Genomic DNA, 18,774 nt, shown 5'->3' with positions numbered 1-18,774 from the left:
AGTAGAAGTAGAAGTAGAAGAGTTTAACGAGGGAACAAAGGGTTGGGTATAGCAGATAAAAACGAACCTCGCTGAGGTATCGCCGCCTAAAAAGACAGGCAATACCCTAGCGAGGTCGTACGTCGATTACTTCTCTAGTTTAGCGAAGTAGTCGAAGATTACTGGTACGTCGTTGTTACCCATTCCTGCGTCAACAGCAGCTTGTAGGCTAGTTGCAGTACCTTGAGCAATTAGAGACTCAGTACCTAGCTCTTCACAAAGAGCAAGGAAGTAACCAAGATCTTTGTTAGCGTTAGCAACAGAGAAACCTAGCTTCTCTTCGCCGTCTACTGCGTAGAACTTACAGAATTGCATGAATGGTGAGTTAGATGGACCTGCAGACATGATGTCAAACAGTTGTTGGCCATCAACACCAGCGCGTTGAGCAACAGCGAAAGCTTGAGACATAGTCGCAACAGTCGTCATACCCATGAAGTTGTTTACAAGCTTAGTAACGTGACCAGAACCTAGAGCACCTAGGTGGAATACGTTTTCGCCTTGCTCTTCAAGAACAGGTTTAACTTTGTTGAAAGTTTCCATGTCGCCAGCAGCCATGATGTTCAGAAGACCATCTTTAGCGTGTGCCGGAGTACGGCCTAGAGGTGCGTCGATCATGCCCGCGCCTTTTTCAGCTAGAGCTGCGCCGATTTTCTTAGTAGAAGCAGGGATAGAAGTACCGAAGTCTACCAATACTGCGCCTTCTTTGATGCCAGCTAGAACGCCGTCTTCGCCGTAAACGATTTTTTCAACAACAGCAGAAGTTGTAAGACAAAACTGAACGATGTCACTTGCAGCAGCTAGTTCTTTAGCAGAAGTGAATGCAGTCGCATTGCCGCGATCTGTAACGCGAGCAACAGCTTCAGCGCTTAGATCCATTACGTTTACGTGGTAGCCGCGCTTTTGTAGGTTTTCAACCATGTTGCCGCCCATAAGACCTAGGCCAATGAAACCGATTACAGGTTTAGTCATGTTCAAACTCCAAATATAGTATTGTATGATTATATGGTCATTATAATAACGACGTCTTTTCCGTTACGCAATAGTTTTAGGGTAATCCTTCAATGCTTAGACGCAAGTTGTGACGGGGATTCACTTTACGAGAAAATATGGTCACGCTTTGTACTTACAAGAGCGATATCCCAATCAAAAAATAACCTATTGATGAAATAATGCACTCTAAATGTCATACGATTAATGAGAATAAGCCACTCCAATAACGATTATTAACCTGCAGTCCCTTTTTTCAGACAAGATTAAGGCTGCCCACTGTCAGTAGTTGACAAATTATTGGAAGACAGTCACTGCCCTAGCCTTAGTAAGGTTTACTGAACACGGGTTTTAAACCAAGTTTTGTCGCCACTTACTAAGCCTGGCACTCTTGCTACTTAGCCTCTAACTAACCAACGCAACCTCTTCCCACCTCGTAGGCTACTGCCTGTTCTGTGCAAACAAAAAAACTCCGAGCTTTCACTCGGAGTTTTTAGTATCTAGCTTCTGTTGCTTCAGCGAATTACAGTTCGATTGAAACCGTTTCACCGTCAACATTTAGCATTAGCGTGTTACCTTCAAGCTTGTGAGACACTTCAACTTGCTCGCCTTCGTTCTTATTAGGAACAAGAAGGGTCAGGATGTTGTGCTCTTTCGATGGCTTGAATTCCACTTCAACGTGACGGTGGATTTCAAGATCTTTGAACTCGTATGGGTCAACTTCGCCAAAACCTTCAACATTCTTAACTGACGTGATGTTATCAGCAGACTCGTTGATGAAGTTTACGTCTAGGTGCGCAACTTCGCCACGGATAGTGAAAGACTTGTCTGCCACGTCGTTTGCGAAAGTTGTATGCATTAGCCAAGTCATGTCTTTCTCTTCAGAAAGCGTTGCCTTGTCTTGCATTACGAATACTTTACCTTGAACAAACCAGACCTTACGCTTGTAAGATTCAATTTCAGGAACGAAGTACTTGTAAGACGCTGTCGCATCACCTTCAACCATCTTCACATCAGATTCAGTGTCGAAATCAGAGATGTTGCCGCCCGCTTCGATACAGAAGCGATCTTGATGGTTTTCGTAGCCTGTATTCTTGTTCTCGCCATACTGACCTTTACCGCCAAATAGTGGAAGGTTCTTAGAGAACGTTTGACGACGCCATTTCGTGTGCATATCAACACCGAAACCACCGTAGTAGCCAGTGATTGACGCTAGCGTTTCACCGAATGCATGCAACGTGAATGCGTTTTGGTCACCGTGAGAGTGGCTGATTGAGCCAAACGGAGAACATTTGAATACCATGTGAATATGGTTATCACGCTCAGTCATCTTGTTGTGGAATGCAGCCCAACCCGTGATTGGGAATACTTTCAACAGTGGGTCATTCGATGGTGCTTTCTCTTCAGGTGCATCCCAAAGGAAGTTAAAGCGAAGATCATCGTAACCGAAGTCCCACCAACCGAAGTTGTAGAATTTGGTGTGTGCTTCAGTATCACGGCCTTTCAGTTGGTTGTAGTACCAAACATACTCAGGCTTCTGGTTAACACCTGCGTAATGCTTGATGTTGTAAGCCAGTTTTAGACCTGGGAAATCACCGATTGAAGACTGGTCACAGAAGCTCGCGCGCTTAGAGTGAACAGGCATGCAGTAAAGCGGGAAATCACCTGTGTTTTCGTAGAATGTTTTGTTAAACATGTCTACGCCACAGTATGCTTTCAATAGATCGAATGCTTCGCCTAGGAATGCAGTTTGCGTGTTCCAGTAGTCAGGACCTTCAGCCCAACCGCCGTCTACACCGCCCCATGGTGGGTAGTGTACTGCGTAGTATTCTAGTGCGTATGCAATGTACTCGCCTGCTTTCGGGTGATCGTGGTAAAGCGCGATACACGTTGGGATGATAGCAGAAGAGATAGAACGAACACCGTGGCTGTTCAGTGGGTTGTTCAATAGATCAACCGTCACTTTCAGGTGGTGCATGATTTCGTCTAGACGCTCAATCAAAGCATCTTGAACTTGCTGACGTTCTTCATCTGTGAAGTAGCCGTGTAGCCAGTCGTAACCCCAAGCCATAGCCGCGATAACACGGAAAGCCGCTTCATCGTTATAGCCACGAGAAGTCACGCCTTCTGGATCGTACGTAGACAGTTTTAGAGTCCAAGCTTTTGCTTTAGCAATTAGCGCTTCGTCTTCTTTCACAACACCAGCAATTGCTAGGTTACGTGTCGCGTTTAGTGCCATTTGGCAATCAACGTACATTTGACGCCAGTAAGGACGCCATAGAGAAGCTTTGCCTACCGTGTCAGCTGGGTACGCTTGAGGCTCTTCGAAAGGAGCAGTCTCAACGAACTTAACTGTCGAGTTATTGTAGAAATCATCAAACATGCAGTGAGCTTCATCAGCTTTCACTTTCGCTTTGAATTCTTCTAACTGATCTGCTTGAACAAGAAGACGTGGACGTGCTTCGCTCAAGTTGTCTAGGAATGATAGGTCGAAGTCACGTTTCTGTACTTCGATAGGGAGTAGGTCTACAAGATTACCTGCTGAAGTATCATTCTCCAGCTTCATCTTCCTGATTGCATCAAGAGATTTTTGGTCGCTCATTCTAACTCACTTATTTTTCAAGTTGGTTGAAAGGAATTAGCAACAATATACGTCTTATTGTAGGACAATTGAATATATTTCGATTCGATTGAACCATTTTGTACAGTTTTCGTGATTTAGGTCAGATATCTTCCACCTGACAGTTTTTCCGTGTCGCAGAACAAAAAATGCGACGCCCTTTCGAGTCGTCGCATTCTATTATAATCGTTTTCTATGTATTAGCTTTCAGTTACTGCTTTCGCTTGCTTGCCGCCGTCATCGACCGCTTTAACCAATAGCACACCAACACCACCAACAATCACACCACAAAGTATGAAGACTAGACGTCCCCACATTGGGTTAGTGAGTAGAGCCATTAGCATGATACCGACACCCGCTACCGCAATCAGTTTACCAAGCATTTCACGCTGTTTGTTATCCAGTACTTTCTGTTCTGCTGACTCCGCAACTAATGGAGTAGACAGGTTACCGAAGAACTTATCAACGTCTGCTTGACGCTTCTCAGTTAATGGCTTGTAGAACAGAGTTGATAGGATGAAGAAACCACCTGTCAGCGTAATGTGAGCAATCAGACCGATAGCAACCTTAACATCAGACCATTCACGGCTTGTTAGCTCTTCTAGACCGAAGATTGAAGACACCATTTCAGCGTTAACAACGAAACCCACGTAGTAAGAAACAAAACCACCAACCACTAGCGTACCCCAACCAGCCCAGTCTGGAGTCTTCTTAATAAAGAAGCCAAGGAATGCAGGAATTGTCATTGGGAAGCCGATAAGTGCGCCTACATACATCATGGTATCGAACAGGCTCAAACCTTTAAGCGAGTTGATGAACTGTGCAATAAGGATGATAGCAATACCAAACACGGCAGAAGTAATCTTAGAAACCGTTACTAGTTCTTTTTCGCTAGCCGTACCTTTACGAACGATTGGTTCATAGAAGTTCTTAACAAAGATACCTGAGTTACGGTTTAGACCAGAATCCATTGACGACATTGTCGCTGCAAACATCGCCGCAACTAGAAGGCCGACCATACCTGCTGGCATGTATTCTTGTACAAAGTATAGGTAAGCAAAGTCACCCGCTTTCTTACCTGCTTCTGGGTAAGCTGCTGCTAGGTCGACACCTTGACCTGCAATGTACCAAGAAGGCATGAACCAGATGAATACACCACAAAGCATTAGCACACACGCTAGTAGCGCCGCTTTCTTCGCGTTCTTTGAGTCTTTAGCCGCTAGGTAACGGTAAGAGTTAAGCATGTTGTTAGTAATAGAGAACTGCTTCACGAAGATGAAGAATGCCCAAATGCTGAAGATGCTTAAGTAGTTAATGTTGTTACCAGAAAGGAAAGAACCGCCTTCCGCTACAGGGAAGTTATTCACGATTTCACCAACACCGCCACCTTGAACAACAGCAACAACTGCACATGTCACGGTTACTGCCATGATGATAACCATCTGCATAAAGTCAGATGCGATTACCGCCCATGAGCCGCCCGTTACAGACATTGCCAATACAACCAAACCGGTAATCCAGATAGTTGCTGTCATGTCGAAACCGAAGATACCAGAAGCGATGATTGCTAGTGCGTTTAACCATACACCGGCAGAAACAACACTGTTTGGCATTGAAGACCAAGTGAACACTTGTTCGTTAGTCGCACCGAAACGCATACGAATTGCTTCGATTACCGTTACTACACGTAGTTGACGGAACTTTGGAGCAAAGTATGCGAAGTTCATGAAGTAACCAAATGCGTTAGCTATGAAGATAACCGCTACTGCAAAACCATCGTTATACGCTTTACCTGCCGCACCGGTGAATGTCCATGCACTAAACTGGGTCATAAAGGCGGTTGCACCAACCATCCACCACAACATGTTACCGCCCCCGCGGAAGTAGTCACTGGTGGTACTTGTAAATGTTCTAAACATCCAACCTATCGCAATCAAGAATAGGAAATAAATGCCGACAATAATCGTGTTGAGTTCCATCGTGTATCCTTTGTCCGTTGTATTTTGTTACGAGGACTATAGGAAATCTCAAACTTTATTTGTAGTACAATAATCCAAATAAGTGATGGCGATCTTATTTTGATTGATTAAGTTAATTATATATATGACATAGGATGGAATATGGCCAATCCATTAAGGCAATTACTGGTGTTTGAGGTAAAAACTCAAAAAACCAAGGACAAAGAACACCACACCTATTAAAATCAAAGACTTAAAAAAAAGTGAGACTTTGCACACTTATTAACAAATACAACCAAACACATATAAATATAAAATCCTCAAAAATAATAAAAGCCAAATCAGAGCTAAATCACTCTCATTTATCACACAATAAACCAGTGTTTTTTATCTATTGAGAGTGGATAATTTCATTAGAATTCTACTTAAATTAATCAATATAGAAGAGGCATATCCAGTTCAAACGATGGTAGATTCAAAATATACAAAAATGAAAAATCATGGATGACGCATAATTATTTGGGGGTCGAGAGTGTCTAAAAACGAATATCGAGCGTAATATTATTTTTATTATGATGGTAAAGAGAACGACCGCTAGGCGTATACAAGAAGGAACTGGCTTAAGAAGGAGTTAAGCGAGGATGAACCAAAACAGTGCCACACATGGTGCAACACGCTTTCTAAAAACAAAAAAGCATGCACTTGGCATACCTTTTTGACTGGTTCAAATGAAGTTGAAAACCGTGTTTAGCTTGCAGTGGCTAAACGGTGGTTAGCATCTTGCAAGTGAGCCGCTGACATTGTACGAGCTTTTTCACTGTCGCCAGCCATAATCGCTTCATAGATTCTACGGTGTTCATTGATACATGTGCTGCCCTCTTCAGAAGAGTGCACGATGAAGTTAACGAACATGGTCGTCAGAATATTGCCGAATGGCAGGTAGAAATCGTTACCTGTTGCATTGAAGATCAAGCTGTGGAAACGAATGTCGATGTTTGTCCAACTTTCTTGGTCAAATACTTCAGCAGCATCCACTTCTACCATCTTCTGGAAGATCTCTGAAAGCTCGATACGTTGCTCAGCAGTCGCAAATTTTGCAGCTAATGCACACGCTTCTGGTTCAATCGCACGGCGAAGGCCTAAAAACTGAGAACAGAATTGGTCTATGTCGGTTAGACCATCCATCCATTCAATCAGTTGAGGATCAAGAAAGTTCCAGTATGCGCGATCCACTACACGAGTACCGATTTTCGGGCGGGACTCTAACAGGCCTTTAGAAGTCAGTAGTTTAACTGCTTCACGAAGTGCCGTACGACTGATACCAAACTGTTCACACAGCGCCATTTCACCAGGAATAATAGAACCTTGTGGCAGTTCACCAGACAAGATTCCACGAGCGATTTCACGCGCTACTTGCACGTGCAGGCTGCGCTTCGAGCCCGAGATTGAATTAAAAGTGCTAACCATAAGTTCACTTATTTTATATGTTATGTTTATGTATTATTTAAGGATTACTATAACAGGATTTCAACCTAGCGCCAATTGAGTAAATTAGCAACGAGTCGCGCTCTATTAATTTACTCAATTAATCAAGCACTTATAAAGCATCTAACTCCATACAGCTAGAAACATTATGTTACACCATTCATAAATCCGTCATCAAAATGCATCGGTTCTGTCATCCTCGATTTCTATACTCCCTTCCCAAGAAATCACTCAATTGGACTGAAATAATGAAACCGACAAAAACAAACCTCACGCTTAAGAGCGCTATTACTGCTGCGCTGATTTTTTCTGGTTCTGCATTAGCAATGGATACACGATACGAAGATCGCTCTGGCAACTTGGTTGCTGATGTTCCTCAAGATGAATCGCAATGGGTTGACCCAAACACGCTAATTTTTGCTTATACGCCAGTTGAAGATCCTGCAGTATACGCTGATGTGTGGAGCGAGTTTTTGAGCCACCTTGAAAAAACAACGGAAAAGACGGTTCGTTTCTTCCCTGTTCAAAATAACGCAGCTCAAATTGAAGCAATGCGTTCAGGTCGCCTACATATCGCAGGTTTCAACACAGGTTCTACACCACTAGCGGTTAACTGTGCAGGCTTTGCCCCATTCACAATGATGGCTGCAGAAGATGGCTCTTTCGGTTACGAAATGGAAATCATCACTTACCCTGGTTCTGGCATTGAGAAAGTGGAAGACCTAAAAGATAAGAACCTAGCGTTCACATCACAAACGTCTAACTCTGGCTTCAAAGCACCTTCTGCTATTTTGGACGCTGAATACCAGCTTCAACCTGATCGAGATTTCAAACCAGCATTCTCTGGCGCACACGACAACTCTATTTTGGGTGTGGCGCACAAAGATTACGATGCTGCAGCAGTTGCTAACTCAGTATTGAACCGCATGCTTTCACGGGATGTTGTGAAAGAAGACCAAATCAAGAGCATCTACAAATCTCAAACCTTCCCGACGACCGCTTACGGCACAGCGCACAACCTGACGCCAGAGCTGCAAGAGAAGATTCAAAAAGCGTTCTTCACTTTCGATTGGGAAGGCACAAAGCTTCAAGAAGAATTTAAACGTAACGGCGAAGCGCAGTTCGTTCCTATTACTTACAAAGAGCACTGGGAAGTGATCCGCACTATCGATACGGCAAACAAAGTCTCTTATACGTGTAGCTAAGTTCAACCGAACTAAAAAGCCAATCACACACTGATAAAACTAACTGCAGGTGTAATCGCCTGCAGTTATTCACCACTCTTTCCGGTTTACTTTCCATGCCTGTCTCAGGCGAACTCTTAGTACACCGCTCTTATAGGAATTCTATGTCTACTCTTACCCTTAAAGGGCTTACCAAGCACTACTCCAGTTCTGATAAAGCCCTTACCAACGTTAGCTTGTCGGTCAATGCCGGTGAAGTGGTTGGTTTAATTGGTCCATCTGGTGCGGGTAAATCAACGCTTATCCGTTGTATTAATCGGCTCACCGAGCCCACCAGCGGCGAAGTGATCTTTTCCAATACCAATCTAGAAACGCTGTCTAAGCGACAACTGAGACAATCACGCCGTGAAATCGGGATGATTTTCCAAGAGTACGCGCTGATTGAGCGTTTAACGGTGATGGAAAACGTACTTTCAGGGCGTTTGGGTTACGTGAACTTCTGGCAGAGCTTTACTCGTCGTTTCCCTGAATCGGATATCCAAGCCGCTTATGCGCTACTCGACCGTGTTGGGTTGTTAGAACACGCCAATAAAAGGGCCGATGCTCTGTCGGGTGGTCAGCGTCAACGTGTTGGTATTGCACGTGCACTTGCTCAGAAACCGAAATTACTGTTGATTGATGAACCAACGGCCGCACTTGATCCACGTACAGCGCGCCAAATCATGCGACTGATCAGTGAGATTTGTTCAGAGCAACAGCTCCCTGCCATCATCAATATTCACGATGTTCAATTAGCAAAGCAGTTTGTTGACCGTGTTGTCGGCTTAAATGCAGGTTGTGTCGTATTTGATGACAAACCAAACCTGCTCACTGAATATGTTTTAACGCAAATCTACGGTGAAGAAGACTGGAGTCAACAAGCAGAAGAAGAGGCCGATGACCTCATCATCACAAGTCCTCGCCTGTCTGAGGCAACAATATGACTCAACCATATCCAAATCAAGTTCAGCAGCATTTAAAGTCAGGAAAACAGAATTCCAAACAATACCCGACACAGTGGACAAAGCCGCCACTGATTTCTAGCCCATGGTTACGCTGGAGCTTAATCATCATTGTCGCGGTTTACTTGTACCTTGCGACTCAATCGGTACACGTCAACTGGACTCGAATTTACGAAGGCAGCGAACGCGGCTGGCAGTTCATTTTGGCTTTCATGAACCCAGATTTTGGTGGCCGATGGAACAACATCTCACAAGGTTTGATTGAGAGTTTAACCATGACCCTGACATCAACCGTGGCGGGTGTCCTTCTTTCAATCCCATTCGGATTAGGCGCAGCCAAAAACCTTGCCCCTACTCCCGTTTATCTATTCTGCCGTGCGTTTATTTCGATCGCTCGTAGCTTACAAGAGATCATCGTTGCGATTCTGTGTGTGGCTCTGTTTGGCTTTGGTACGTTTGCGGGTTTTGTCACGCTGACCTTCGCAACCATCGGCTTTCTCGCGAAATTGTTTGCCGATGAAATTGAAGCCATCGACCCAGCACCACTCACCGCAATGCGCGCAACTGGCGCAAGTTGGTTACAACAAGTGAACTATGCGATTCAAGCGCAGGTAATGCCACGCTTTATCGGGCTTTCGATGTACCGACTCGACATCAACTTCCGAGAGTCAGCGGTAATTGGCATTGTTGGCGCAGGGGGTATCGGTGCTACATTGAACACCGCAATGGACCGTTACGAATACAGTGCAGCGGCCGCTATTCTATTGATTATTATTGTGATTGTGATGTTGTGTGAATACCTATCGACCATTATCCGCAAGCATGTGCAGTAAGGAACGACCAATGAGCACGCTAAATGACACCTCTACAAGCGCCATCAATCGTACCCAATGGCAGCGTTACGACAGTAAACAGAGCCTTATGCTTTGGCTTGGCTGGCTTTGCTTTGTTGCGCTAACGGTTTTTGCATGGCAAGTCATGAACAAGGACACGATTTGGTACTTTGTGACTGACTCACCGAATCAACTTGCTGATATCTCTTCACGTATGTGGCCACCAAGATGGAGCTACTTAGAATCTCTTTGGAGCCCGTTGTGGGACACCATTAACATCGCGACACTTGGCACACTGTTGGGGATCGTACTCGCGTTTCCAGTAGCGTTCTTAGCTGCACGTAATACAACGCCAAGCATGACGTTTATCAGACCTATCGCGCTGTTCATCATCGCGGCAAGTCGTTCAATTAACTCGTTAATTTGGGCATTGTTATTGGTAGCAATCATCGGCCCAGGCTTGTTGGCCGGTATCATTGCGATAGCGCTACGTTCAATTGGCTTCGTGGCGAAGTTAATGTATGAAGCGATTGAAGAAGTGAATGCAACACAGATGTCTGCAATCCAATCGACCGGAGCTTCTCCGCTGCAGGTATTGAACTACGGCATTCTTCCGCAAGTGATGCCAAGTTTCATCGGCACGAGCTTGTTCCGTTGGGATATCAATATTCGTGAGTCTACGGTTTTAGGCTTGGTCGGCGCTGGCGGTATCGGCTTGAAATTGCAAGAATCGATGGCGATGCTGGCATGGCCTCAAGTGACTGTGATTTTCTGTGCGATTCTAGTGACGGTCATCTTCTCCGAATGGGTGGCAGCCAAAGCAAGAAAAGCCCTTATCTAAATAATAAAAACAACGTCAAATAGACGGTTATTTAGGGCGTGTTGACCTTTCGAGCTGATTTTTGCAGCGAGTTGCTGGGTATTTATACAAGACAGAGGCTTCGATGTGTAGCTAGCCTACATGAGAAGCCGATAACGTAGTAGAAATGACCAGCAAACGCTGCCCGAAGGGTTCGGCTAAAAGCGTTTTACTCTTTGTTGAGGGGAATTTGCTTAGAATGACTAGGCTACTTCCCCCTCGCCTCGATTAAAACGCTTTTATCTCGAACAAAATTTAACCGCGAAAAGTCAACACGCCCTAGTCAATAAGATCAAAGCCTACTCACTGAGTAGGCTTTTTGTTTGTTGAAACGTTCTATTCTGTTTCTTACACACATAAAAAAACCGAGCAACTCGCAATGAGTTACTCGGTTTGACTTATTCCCGATGTTTCAGTCGTTGTTGGTATCAACGAACGATTTTTCAATCACGACTGAATTAAATATGATGCTTCGTTCCCGCAAAGCACCACATCAACACAAGCCATCGTTAAACGGCATGTATGTTAATCATTTACAGTTGAGCAAATGATCCTTCCCACGAGTATGTCTCACCTGCGAACTCAACAGTGTGAGTTGCTTGCTGCGTGTCTTCAGCTTGGTTTGAGATACCGTAGTGGTAAGTGTTGCCAGAAGTAGTCTGAATGCGAACAACAGTCCCGACACTGTTATGGCCCACAACAGATACTGATTTAACTAGACCACGAGCGCCTACAGAGGCTTCGATAGACTCGTTAAAGTAACCATGCGTTTCTAGTACAGAAGCAAACACGTGGTTTTGACCAGACTGACGTAAGATGAACGCAGGCTCACTCTTAAGGTTGAAGTCTGGATCGTTAGCACCAGTGCGAGCAAAAATCACTTCGCTGCCCGCATTCGCGCTGGTTACTAGGCTGTAGTAGCTGCTGTCATGTAGCCAGCTTACTAGAGAACCTTCTTCGTTCACTTTGCCTGAAGCAACGTTCCATAAATGTTGGTAACCGTTGTCTTCACCTAATGGCTTAAGCGTTGTTTCCATGTTGTAATCGAAGTCAGTGCGAATGATTTGACCCGAGTGGTGAACTGGTAAGTCGTACTGGTGCTCAGCGTCAGCTTCGATGCGGTACACATCAATTACTAGCGGTTTTTCGAACTCAGGTAGTTCAGCAAGAATCACGCTGCGTTGCATGTCTACGCCAGTGTAGTACTCAGAAATTGTGCCGCTCATACCTTGTAGCGACTGGTCGTCTGCTACGAAGAAGTGCTTCTGACCAAACTTAGACTCAGCCAATGCTGTGTTGAAGTTGTTCTGCGTTTTCTGATCAACCGTTACTGTGTTGTGAGCAACCGTCTGCTTACAGTAAGACTTGTTCTCCGGGATGTAACGACCGCCAAACTTAGGCTCAACGTTTACCCAACGACCGAAGCCGTAATCGTGCAGCACTTCGTGGCCACGGTTGAATACGCTTAGGTGCAAGCCATCGTAGTGACCATGGTCTAGCGCAGAATGGTACTGGTGGTCTGAACCGTGCTGACCAAACCAGATCAACGCCATTGTGTCGTCGTCTTGCACATCACGGTGACGAAGGATGCTTACGCCGCCTTTTTCGCCTTCAGGCCCGTCTGTTACAAACAGGCTACCCCAGTTGAATGGTTTGATGTCGTCTGCTGCATCAACCGCATCAGACAGTGTTTTACCAGAAGCATGAACCCAAACATTTTTTTGGTGATCAGCCATACCAAGCAGAGTTTCAGTCTGCTCGTAACGGTGGTAACACACAGACGTCGCCATGATAACCCCTTCATCGTTGATAGAGATTGTCTTCGATGAATCGTTCAGAGCTGGCAATGTACCGTCTGGGAATGCTGTTTTGAATACAGAGTACGACGTTGTCTTGATCACTGAGTCGTTGAATTCATAGATACCAACTTCAGGCTGACGACGTTCAATCGCTTCTGCGAACAGGTAGATTGGACGTAGCGAGAAACGGTGGTAGTAAGGACCTTCCATGTAGTAGCCGTCTGGCGAAAACAGTTGGTCAAGTTGTGCTAAGAAACCGCCGCTTACTTTGTCTAGTTTCAGGCCGTAAAGCGCTTTGTCTACAGACTCTTGATCGTTGATTGCGTAACCACAGATACCTACCGCTGCCACAGCCCATAAGCCGTGGTTGTGTACGATATCGAAGTCGTGTGCGTAAGTCACAACGAACATTTCGATCATTTGCTTAAGAAGATCGTCTTCGATCAGACGCTTTTGCTCTTCAGAGATCGTGTGGTAAATACAGCTGTACGCACAAGAAGCGTAAAGCATCCACATGTTCTCGTTCAACGTTTGGTGGAACAACTTACCCGGAGGGTTAGAGTCACGGCTTACGTTGCTTTCAAGCGTTGGGTATACCGTCGCGTACGCAGTTAACATATCAACGATGTAGTCACGGTATTTTGTTTCCTCAGTGATAAGGAACAAACGGCCGGCTAGATCCATGTGGATGTAGTTTTGCTTGTGACGGTTATGTTCGTAACCGCCGCCTTCACCGTGACCTGGAACTTCAATGCCAACTTCAACCATGTAAGCGTCAGTTTGTTTAATATCGCGAGTCAGTGCGTTACCTAAAAGGCTATCCTTGCCAAGTTCTTTACGAAGCTCTGCTGCTTCATCAAAGTTAAGTAAAAGTGGTTGATAGCTCATTATTATTTCCCCTGCTCTGCTGTGCTTGCTAATTCTGGGTTTAAAATTATTTCTACTGAGTAGAAGCCTGTCCAGCTGTATACTTTGCCGTTCAGTTCTACTTTGTGTTCAGTGCTGTCAGTCGCGCCAAGTTGGTTGCTGATCATCACTGTCACGTTTGATTTCTCTGTCGTAATTTCTACTACTGAACCGATATTGGTGTGAGCCACTACTTTGATGTCTTTCACAACACCACGTGCACTTACAGATTGCTCGAATTCTTCGTTGAAGTAACCGTGCGTTTCAACAACAGAAGCAAACAGTGTTGTTTCGCCTTTGCTGCGTAGAATGAATGCAGGCTCTGAACGTAGGTTGAAGCTTGGGTCGTTAGCGCCAGTGCGAGTAAAGATCACTTCAGCATTGTCGTTAGACGTTGCACCTAGCCAAGTGTAGTACGTGTTGTTTTGTAGCCAGCTTACAAGTGCTGTGCCCTTCACTTCACCGCTTGCCACGTTCCATAGGTGTTGGTAACCGAAATCGTCACCTAGAGTGTTTAGCTCTTTGTTTGCTTGGTATTCAAAGTTAGTGCGAACAATCTGACCTTGATATTGGTGTGAGTAGTCGTACTGATGCTCACCTTCACCGCCTTTCTCAGAATCTAAACGGTAAAGATCTAATAGTAGCGGAGATTCTAATTCTTCAAGGTTTAGCATGAACACGCTGCGTTGCATGTCAAAACCTTCGTAATGATCGTTAGCAAATGCGCTCATGCCATTGATTTGCTCGTCTTCTACTTTGAAGAAGTGCGGCAAGCCGTGTACTGCATCTGCACGTTCAACGTCAAAGTTGTTCTGACATTTTTCATCAATCGTTACTGCGTTATGTGCAATTGTTTGACGAGCGTAAGATTTGTTTTCGTCTAGGTAACGGCCGCCGAATTTAGGCTCAACGTTCACCCAACGACAGAAGCCGTATTCACGCAGTACTTCTTGACCACGGTTGAAGAAAGAAATACCCAGCGTATCAAAGTTACCGTGACCCATGCCGTGTTGGCCGTAGTTCATCACTAACTGAGAAACGTCGCCTTTCTTATCCTGCATACGGATAAAGCCTTGCGCGCCGTTGTGACCTTGAGGGCCTTCGTTCAATTCAACACTTGGCCAGAAAGGCATGCCGATTTCTTGCTCAGCAGACGCCGCTTCATAAGCTTTAGATAGCTCAAGACCACATGGGTGCATCCAAACTGCGTCTTGAATCTTCGCCATACCAAGAATGTTTTGGTCAACGCCGTTTTCAGATGAGTAATGTTTGCTGTAAACGCTCACTGCAACCTGAACACCCATGTCTGTAATACCCATTGTGCGAGATGCATCGTTCAGAGCTGGGAATTCGCCGTTCGGGTAAGCCGTCGCAAGCATCGCTTGTACTGTGTTACCAATCACGCCGCCTTTGTAGTTGTAGATATCCACTTCAGGCATATGACGGTGAATCACTTCAGCGAACACACACGTTGGACGAATCGCATAACGGTGGTAGTAAGGACCTTCCATGTAGTAGCCAGACGGTGCAAACAGCTGAGAAACTTGCGCTAGGAAGCCGCCAGTGTCGTTACGGTCAATGCCGTACACCGACATTTCAAGGTACTCACGCTTGCCAAGAGCAAGACCACAAATACCGACAGCCGCTACTGCCCAAATACCGTGATTGTGAATTCGGTCGAAGTCGTGTGCGTATTTAACCGTGAACATTTCTAACATTGGTTCAAAAATACGAGACTCAATATTGTCGCGTTGTTCTTGTGTCAGGGTTGAAGCAACACAAGAGTAAGCTAAGCTTGAGAACATTAACCAGCAGTGTTCGTTCAGGATTTGGTGGAACAAACGACCTGTAGGGTTAGTGTTTTTCTGTACGTGGTAATCAAACGTTAGGTATTTGTCTGCGTACTCTTCTAGTAATTCTGTAACAAAGTCAGCGTACTTTTGCTCTTTAGTGATCAAGAACATGCGACCAGCTAGATTCATGTACGTGTAATTTTGCTTATGGCGGTTATGTTCGTAACCACCAGCCTCACCATGACCTGGGACATCAATAGGTAAACGCATGAATGCTTCTAGATCTTTCGCGTTCGCTGCAATGGTTTTGCCCATTAAGCTAGAACGGCCCACTTCAAGGTGAAGTTGCTCTATTTCTGCTTCAGTCAACAATACTGGTTTAGTCGTCATATTCTTTGTCACCCTCAATAAAGAGTTTATCTGCTTAAACTTTGATTAAATTTTCAAACTCCATATAAAGTAATACAATATGAACTTTAATTATACCTATTCGTCGCTAAATGATGAGTAGAGTCACATAATTAGCCATAAGTCATTGATGTAGCTGGCTAATGGTAAATATTAACCATTTATTAAGTTGTTGATTTATTTACGCTATATAAAGTATCGCTTGATCAATATCACACAAATTTAGATATATTGTATTACAATTAGGCTCATTCCCTTATGATGGATGCAAGTTAAGTAACACTTAAAAGATTTAAACAGATTAGGAGATACACAATGAACTCTTTCTTTATCCTAGATGAAAACCCATGGGAAGAACTTGGTGGCGGCATTAAGCGTAAAATCGTTGCTTACACTGACGATCTAATGGCAGTACACCTATGTTTTGATAAGGGCGCGATTGGCCACCCTCATACTCACGAAATCCATGACCAAATCGGTTACGTAGTTCGTGGTAGCTTCGAAGCTGAGATTGAAGGCGAAAAGAAAGTCCTTAAAGAAGGCGATGCTTACTTCGCTCGTAAACACATGATGCACGGTGCAGTTGCACTAGAGCAAGACAGCATCCTTCTTGATATCTTCAACCCTGCGCGTGAAGATTTCCTAAAATAATAAACAGCGCAACCTCAGTTGCTAAGGTAAGCATATGAAATCATTAAACATCGCGGTCATTGGCGAGTGCATGGTTGAGCTACAAAAGAAACAAGACGGGCTTAAGCAAAGTTTCGGTGGCGATACACTAAATACTGCACTTTACTTGTCTCGCTTAACAAAAGAGCAAGATATCAACACGAGCTACGTAACAGCGCTAGGCACTGACCCATTCAGTACCGACATGTTAGAAAAGTGGCAAGCGGAAGGTATCGACACTAGCTTAATTGCTCAGCTTGATCACAAACAACCAGGGCTTTACTACATCGAGACCGATGAAACTGGTGAACGCAGTTTCCACTACTGGCGTAATGATGCTGCAGCAAAGTTCATGTTTGACCAGGAAGACACGCCTGCCCTACTTGATAAGTTATTCTCTTTTGATGCGGCTTACCTAAGTGGTATTACGCTTGCTATCTTGACAGAGAATGGACGCACGCAGCTATTCAACTTCTTAGACAAATTTAAAGCGCAAGGCGGCCAAGTATTCTTCGACAATAACTTCCGTCCAAAACTTTGGGAAAGTCAACAAGAAGCGATTTCTTGGTACTTGAAGATGCTTAAGTACACTGACACGGCTCTACTGACGTTCGATGACGAGCAAGAGTTGTACGGCGACGAAAGCATTGAACAGTGTATTGCACGTACGTCTGAATCTGGTGTGAAAGAGATCATCATTAAACGTGGTGCTAAAGACTGCTTAGTAGTTGAAAGCCAAAGCGCTCAGTACGTTGCTCCAAACCCAGTAGACAACATTGTTGATACTACAGCGGCTGGCGACTCGTTCAGCGCGGGCTTCCTAGCTAAGCGCTTAAGCGGTGGCAATGCACGTGATGCAGCGTTAGCAGGTCATATTGTGGCAGGGACTGTGATTCAGCATCCAGGTGCTATCATTCCTCTAGAAGCGACGCCTGATCTGTCTCTATAATTACGCACTTTAACTATTAATCAAGGGTTTGCTTAGTTGAAAGCAAGCCCACATTTAACGTGAGAAAGAATTCATGACTACATTAAATGAACAACTAGCAAACCTAAAAGTAATTCCTGTAATCGCTATCAACCGTGCTGAAGACGCTATCCCTCTAGGTAAAGCACTTGTTGAAAACGGCATGCCATGTGCAGAAATCACGCTACGTACAGAATGTGCAATCGAAGCGATTCGCATCATGCGTAAAGAATTCCCAGACATGCTAATTGGTTCAGGTACTGTACTGACTAACGAGCAAGTTGACGCATCTATCGAAGCTGGCGTTGATTTCATCGTAAGCCCAGGTTTCAACCCGCGCACTGTTCAATACTGTATCGATAAAGGCGTTGCAATCGTACCGGGTGTTAACAACCCAAGCCTAGTTGAACAAGCAATGGAAATGGGCCTTCGCACGTTGAAGTTCTTCCCTGCTGAACCTTCTGGCGGTACTGGTATGCTTAAAGCACTAACAGCGGTTTACCCTGTTAAATTTATGCCTACTGGTGGCGTAAGCTTGAAGAATGTTGATGAATACCTATCGATCCCTTCTGTACTTGCGTGTGGCGGTACTTGGATGGTTCCAACTAACCTTATCGACGAAGGTAAGTGGGACGAACTAGGCAAGCTTGTTCGTGATGCAGTTGATCACGTTAACGCTTAATCTATTTTAGATTGAGTGATGAAGCCTCACCTCGGTGGGGCTTTTTGTTATCTGGCGTTTATTGCGCTGACTAACCGTAAACACGCTAAATCAACGTTGTGTTTCCCCCACACCCTATCGCCTTTCTCCCTATGGCCTCGTACAGCTCCACGACTAAGACGGGCAAGAACGAGTAATGTAAGGCTTTCAATCTACGTCAGTATGCATCTAACGAAGCGTTACTGGTGTCCCTACTGCCTATCTACCCCCTTTTACCCAGCCCTTTATCCAGCAATGTTCCTTTTCGATACGTCGTCAAACATCTCTCATCGCATGCACTGATAGCCACAATAGACAAAGTGCGCCGCAAAATGTGTCCCGTCATCGAGTTTAACGCCCACTCAGTGACAAAAATTCCAAATACGCACCTCTATGATGAATAAATAGCATAGAAAGGCTTCATGGCCGCAGATAAACAGAAAATAGCGAAGTGAAAACAATGAGCTACACTTGAAATCTCAATACAAAAATTTTCAGTATAGGGTTCCAAATTAACGTGAATGTCGTCGCACAACACACCAATTTGTAGCACATTTGTTACGGTT

The 18,774-nt window shown here is 44.7% G+C and carries 13 protein-coding genes; 7 read left to right on the top strand and 6 right to left on the bottom strand.

Translation table 11 applies throughout. From position 1 onward, the window contains the following. Positions 1-126: 126 nt before the first annotated feature. The 4 genes from AB4384_RS09885 to AB4384_RS09870 form a co-directional block, all read right to left on the bottom strand. Positions 127-1,008: an NAD(P)-dependent oxidoreductase gene (locus AB4384_RS09885; protein WP_004733521.1), complete on the bottom strand. Its 882-nt coding sequence runs from the start codon at positions 1,006-1,008 to the stop codon at positions 127-129. 541 nt (positions 1,009-1,549) lie between these two features. Beyond that, the gene (locus AB4384_RS09880; protein ID WP_102320523.1) at positions 1,550-3,628 is read right to left on the bottom strand and encodes a DUF4962 domain-containing protein; all 2,079 of its coding nucleotides are present in this window, start codon (positions 3,626-3,628) and stop codon (positions 1,550-1,552) included. A gap of 218 nt (positions 3,629-3,846) precedes the next feature. After that, a complete protein-coding gene (locus AB4384_RS09875) occupies positions 3,847-5,625 on the bottom strand; it encodes a sodium:solute symporter family transporter (RefSeq protein WP_102320522.1) in 1,779 nt (592 codons plus the stop codon). A gap of 726 nt (positions 5,626-6,351) precedes the next feature. Continuing rightward, positions 6,352-7,071, bottom strand: a complete 720-nt coding sequence (locus AB4384_RS09870; RefSeq protein ID WP_017069949.1) for a FadR/GntR family transcriptional regulator — start codon at positions 7,069-7,071, stop codon at positions 6,352-6,354. 266 nt (positions 7,072-7,337) lie between these two features. Here AB4384_RS09870 and phnD point away from each other — a divergent pair, with 266 nt between their 5' ends. The 4 genes from phnD to phnE (AB4384_RS09850) all read left to right on the top strand — a co-directional run bounded on the left by phnD (position 7,338) and on the right by phnE (AB4384_RS09850) (position 10,948). Further along, complete coding sequence (gene phnD / locus AB4384_RS09865) at positions 7,338-8,294, top strand: phosphate/phosphite/phosphonate ABC transporter substrate-binding protein (protein WP_102320521.1); 957 nt, start codon at positions 7,338-7,340, stop codon at positions 8,292-8,294. 143 nt (positions 8,295-8,437) lie between these two features. After that, positions 8,438-9,256: a phosphonate ABC transporter ATP-binding protein gene (phnC, locus tag AB4384_RS09860; RefSeq protein ID WP_102320520.1), complete on the top strand. Its 819-nt coding sequence runs from the start codon at positions 8,438-8,440 to the stop codon at positions 9,254-9,256. Next, positions 9,253-10,107 (top strand): phosphonate ABC transporter, permease protein PhnE, encoded by an 855-nt coding sequence (gene phnE / locus AB4384_RS09855; protein WP_240698126.1) that lies wholly within the window; start codon positions 9,253-9,255, stop codon positions 10,105-10,107. Before phnC ends, phnE (AB4384_RS09855) begins: the two co-directional genes overlap by 4 nt. Before the next feature lie 10 nt (positions 10,108-10,117). After that, positions 10,118-10,948: a phosphonate ABC transporter, permease protein PhnE gene (gene phnE / locus AB4384_RS09850; RefSeq protein WP_102320519.1), complete on the top strand. Its 831-nt coding sequence runs from the start codon at positions 10,118-10,120 to the stop codon at positions 10,946-10,948. Between the two features lie 551 nt (positions 10,949-11,499). Here the strand turns inward: phnE (AB4384_RS09850) and AB4384_RS09845 are convergent. Further along, positions 11,500-13,653, bottom strand: a complete 2,154-nt coding sequence (locus AB4384_RS09845; RefSeq protein ID WP_102320518.1) for a heparinase II/III family protein — start codon at positions 13,651-13,653, stop codon at positions 11,500-11,502. Positions 13,654-13,655: 2 nt separating this feature from the next. Next, positions 13,656-15,854, bottom strand: a complete 2,199-nt coding sequence (locus AB4384_RS09840) for a heparinase II/III family protein (RefSeq protein ID WP_017063613.1) — start codon at positions 15,852-15,854, stop codon at positions 13,656-13,658. A gap of 333 nt (positions 15,855-16,187) precedes the next feature. Here AB4384_RS09840 and AB4384_RS09835 point away from each other — a divergent pair, with 333 nt between their 5' ends. The 3 genes from AB4384_RS09835 (at position 16,188) to AB4384_RS09825 (ending at position 18,190) form a co-directional block, all read left to right on the top strand. Then, on the top strand, positions 16,188-16,523 hold the full coding sequence (locus tag AB4384_RS09835; protein WP_009846518.1) for a cupin domain-containing protein: 336 nt from the start codon (positions 16,188-16,190) through the stop codon (positions 16,521-16,523). A 34-nt stretch (positions 16,524-16,557) separates the two neighbouring features. Continuing rightward, positions 16,558-17,490 carry a sugar kinase gene (locus AB4384_RS09830; protein ID WP_372129399.1) on the top strand — a complete coding sequence of 311 codons (933 nt, stop codon included), beginning with the start codon at positions 16,558-16,560 and terminating at the stop codon, positions 17,488-17,490. Between the two features lie 73 nt (positions 17,491-17,563). Then, entirely contained in the window at positions 17,564-18,190 is a 627-nt protein-coding gene (locus AB4384_RS09825; RefSeq protein WP_017069898.1) for a bifunctional 4-hydroxy-2-oxoglutarate aldolase/2-dehydro-3-deoxy-phosphogluconate aldolase, read from the top strand. Positions 18,191-18,774: the final 584 nt, after the last annotated feature.

Origin of the sequence: Vibrio sp. 10N.261.51.A4, assembly GCF_041471945.1 — a bacterium.
In the GTDB taxonomy this organism is placed as follows: domain Bacteria; phylum Pseudomonadota; class Gammaproteobacteria; order Enterobacterales; family Vibrionaceae; genus Vibrio; species Vibrio crassostreae_C.
This window is presented reverse-complemented; position numbering and strand designations above follow the sequence as displayed.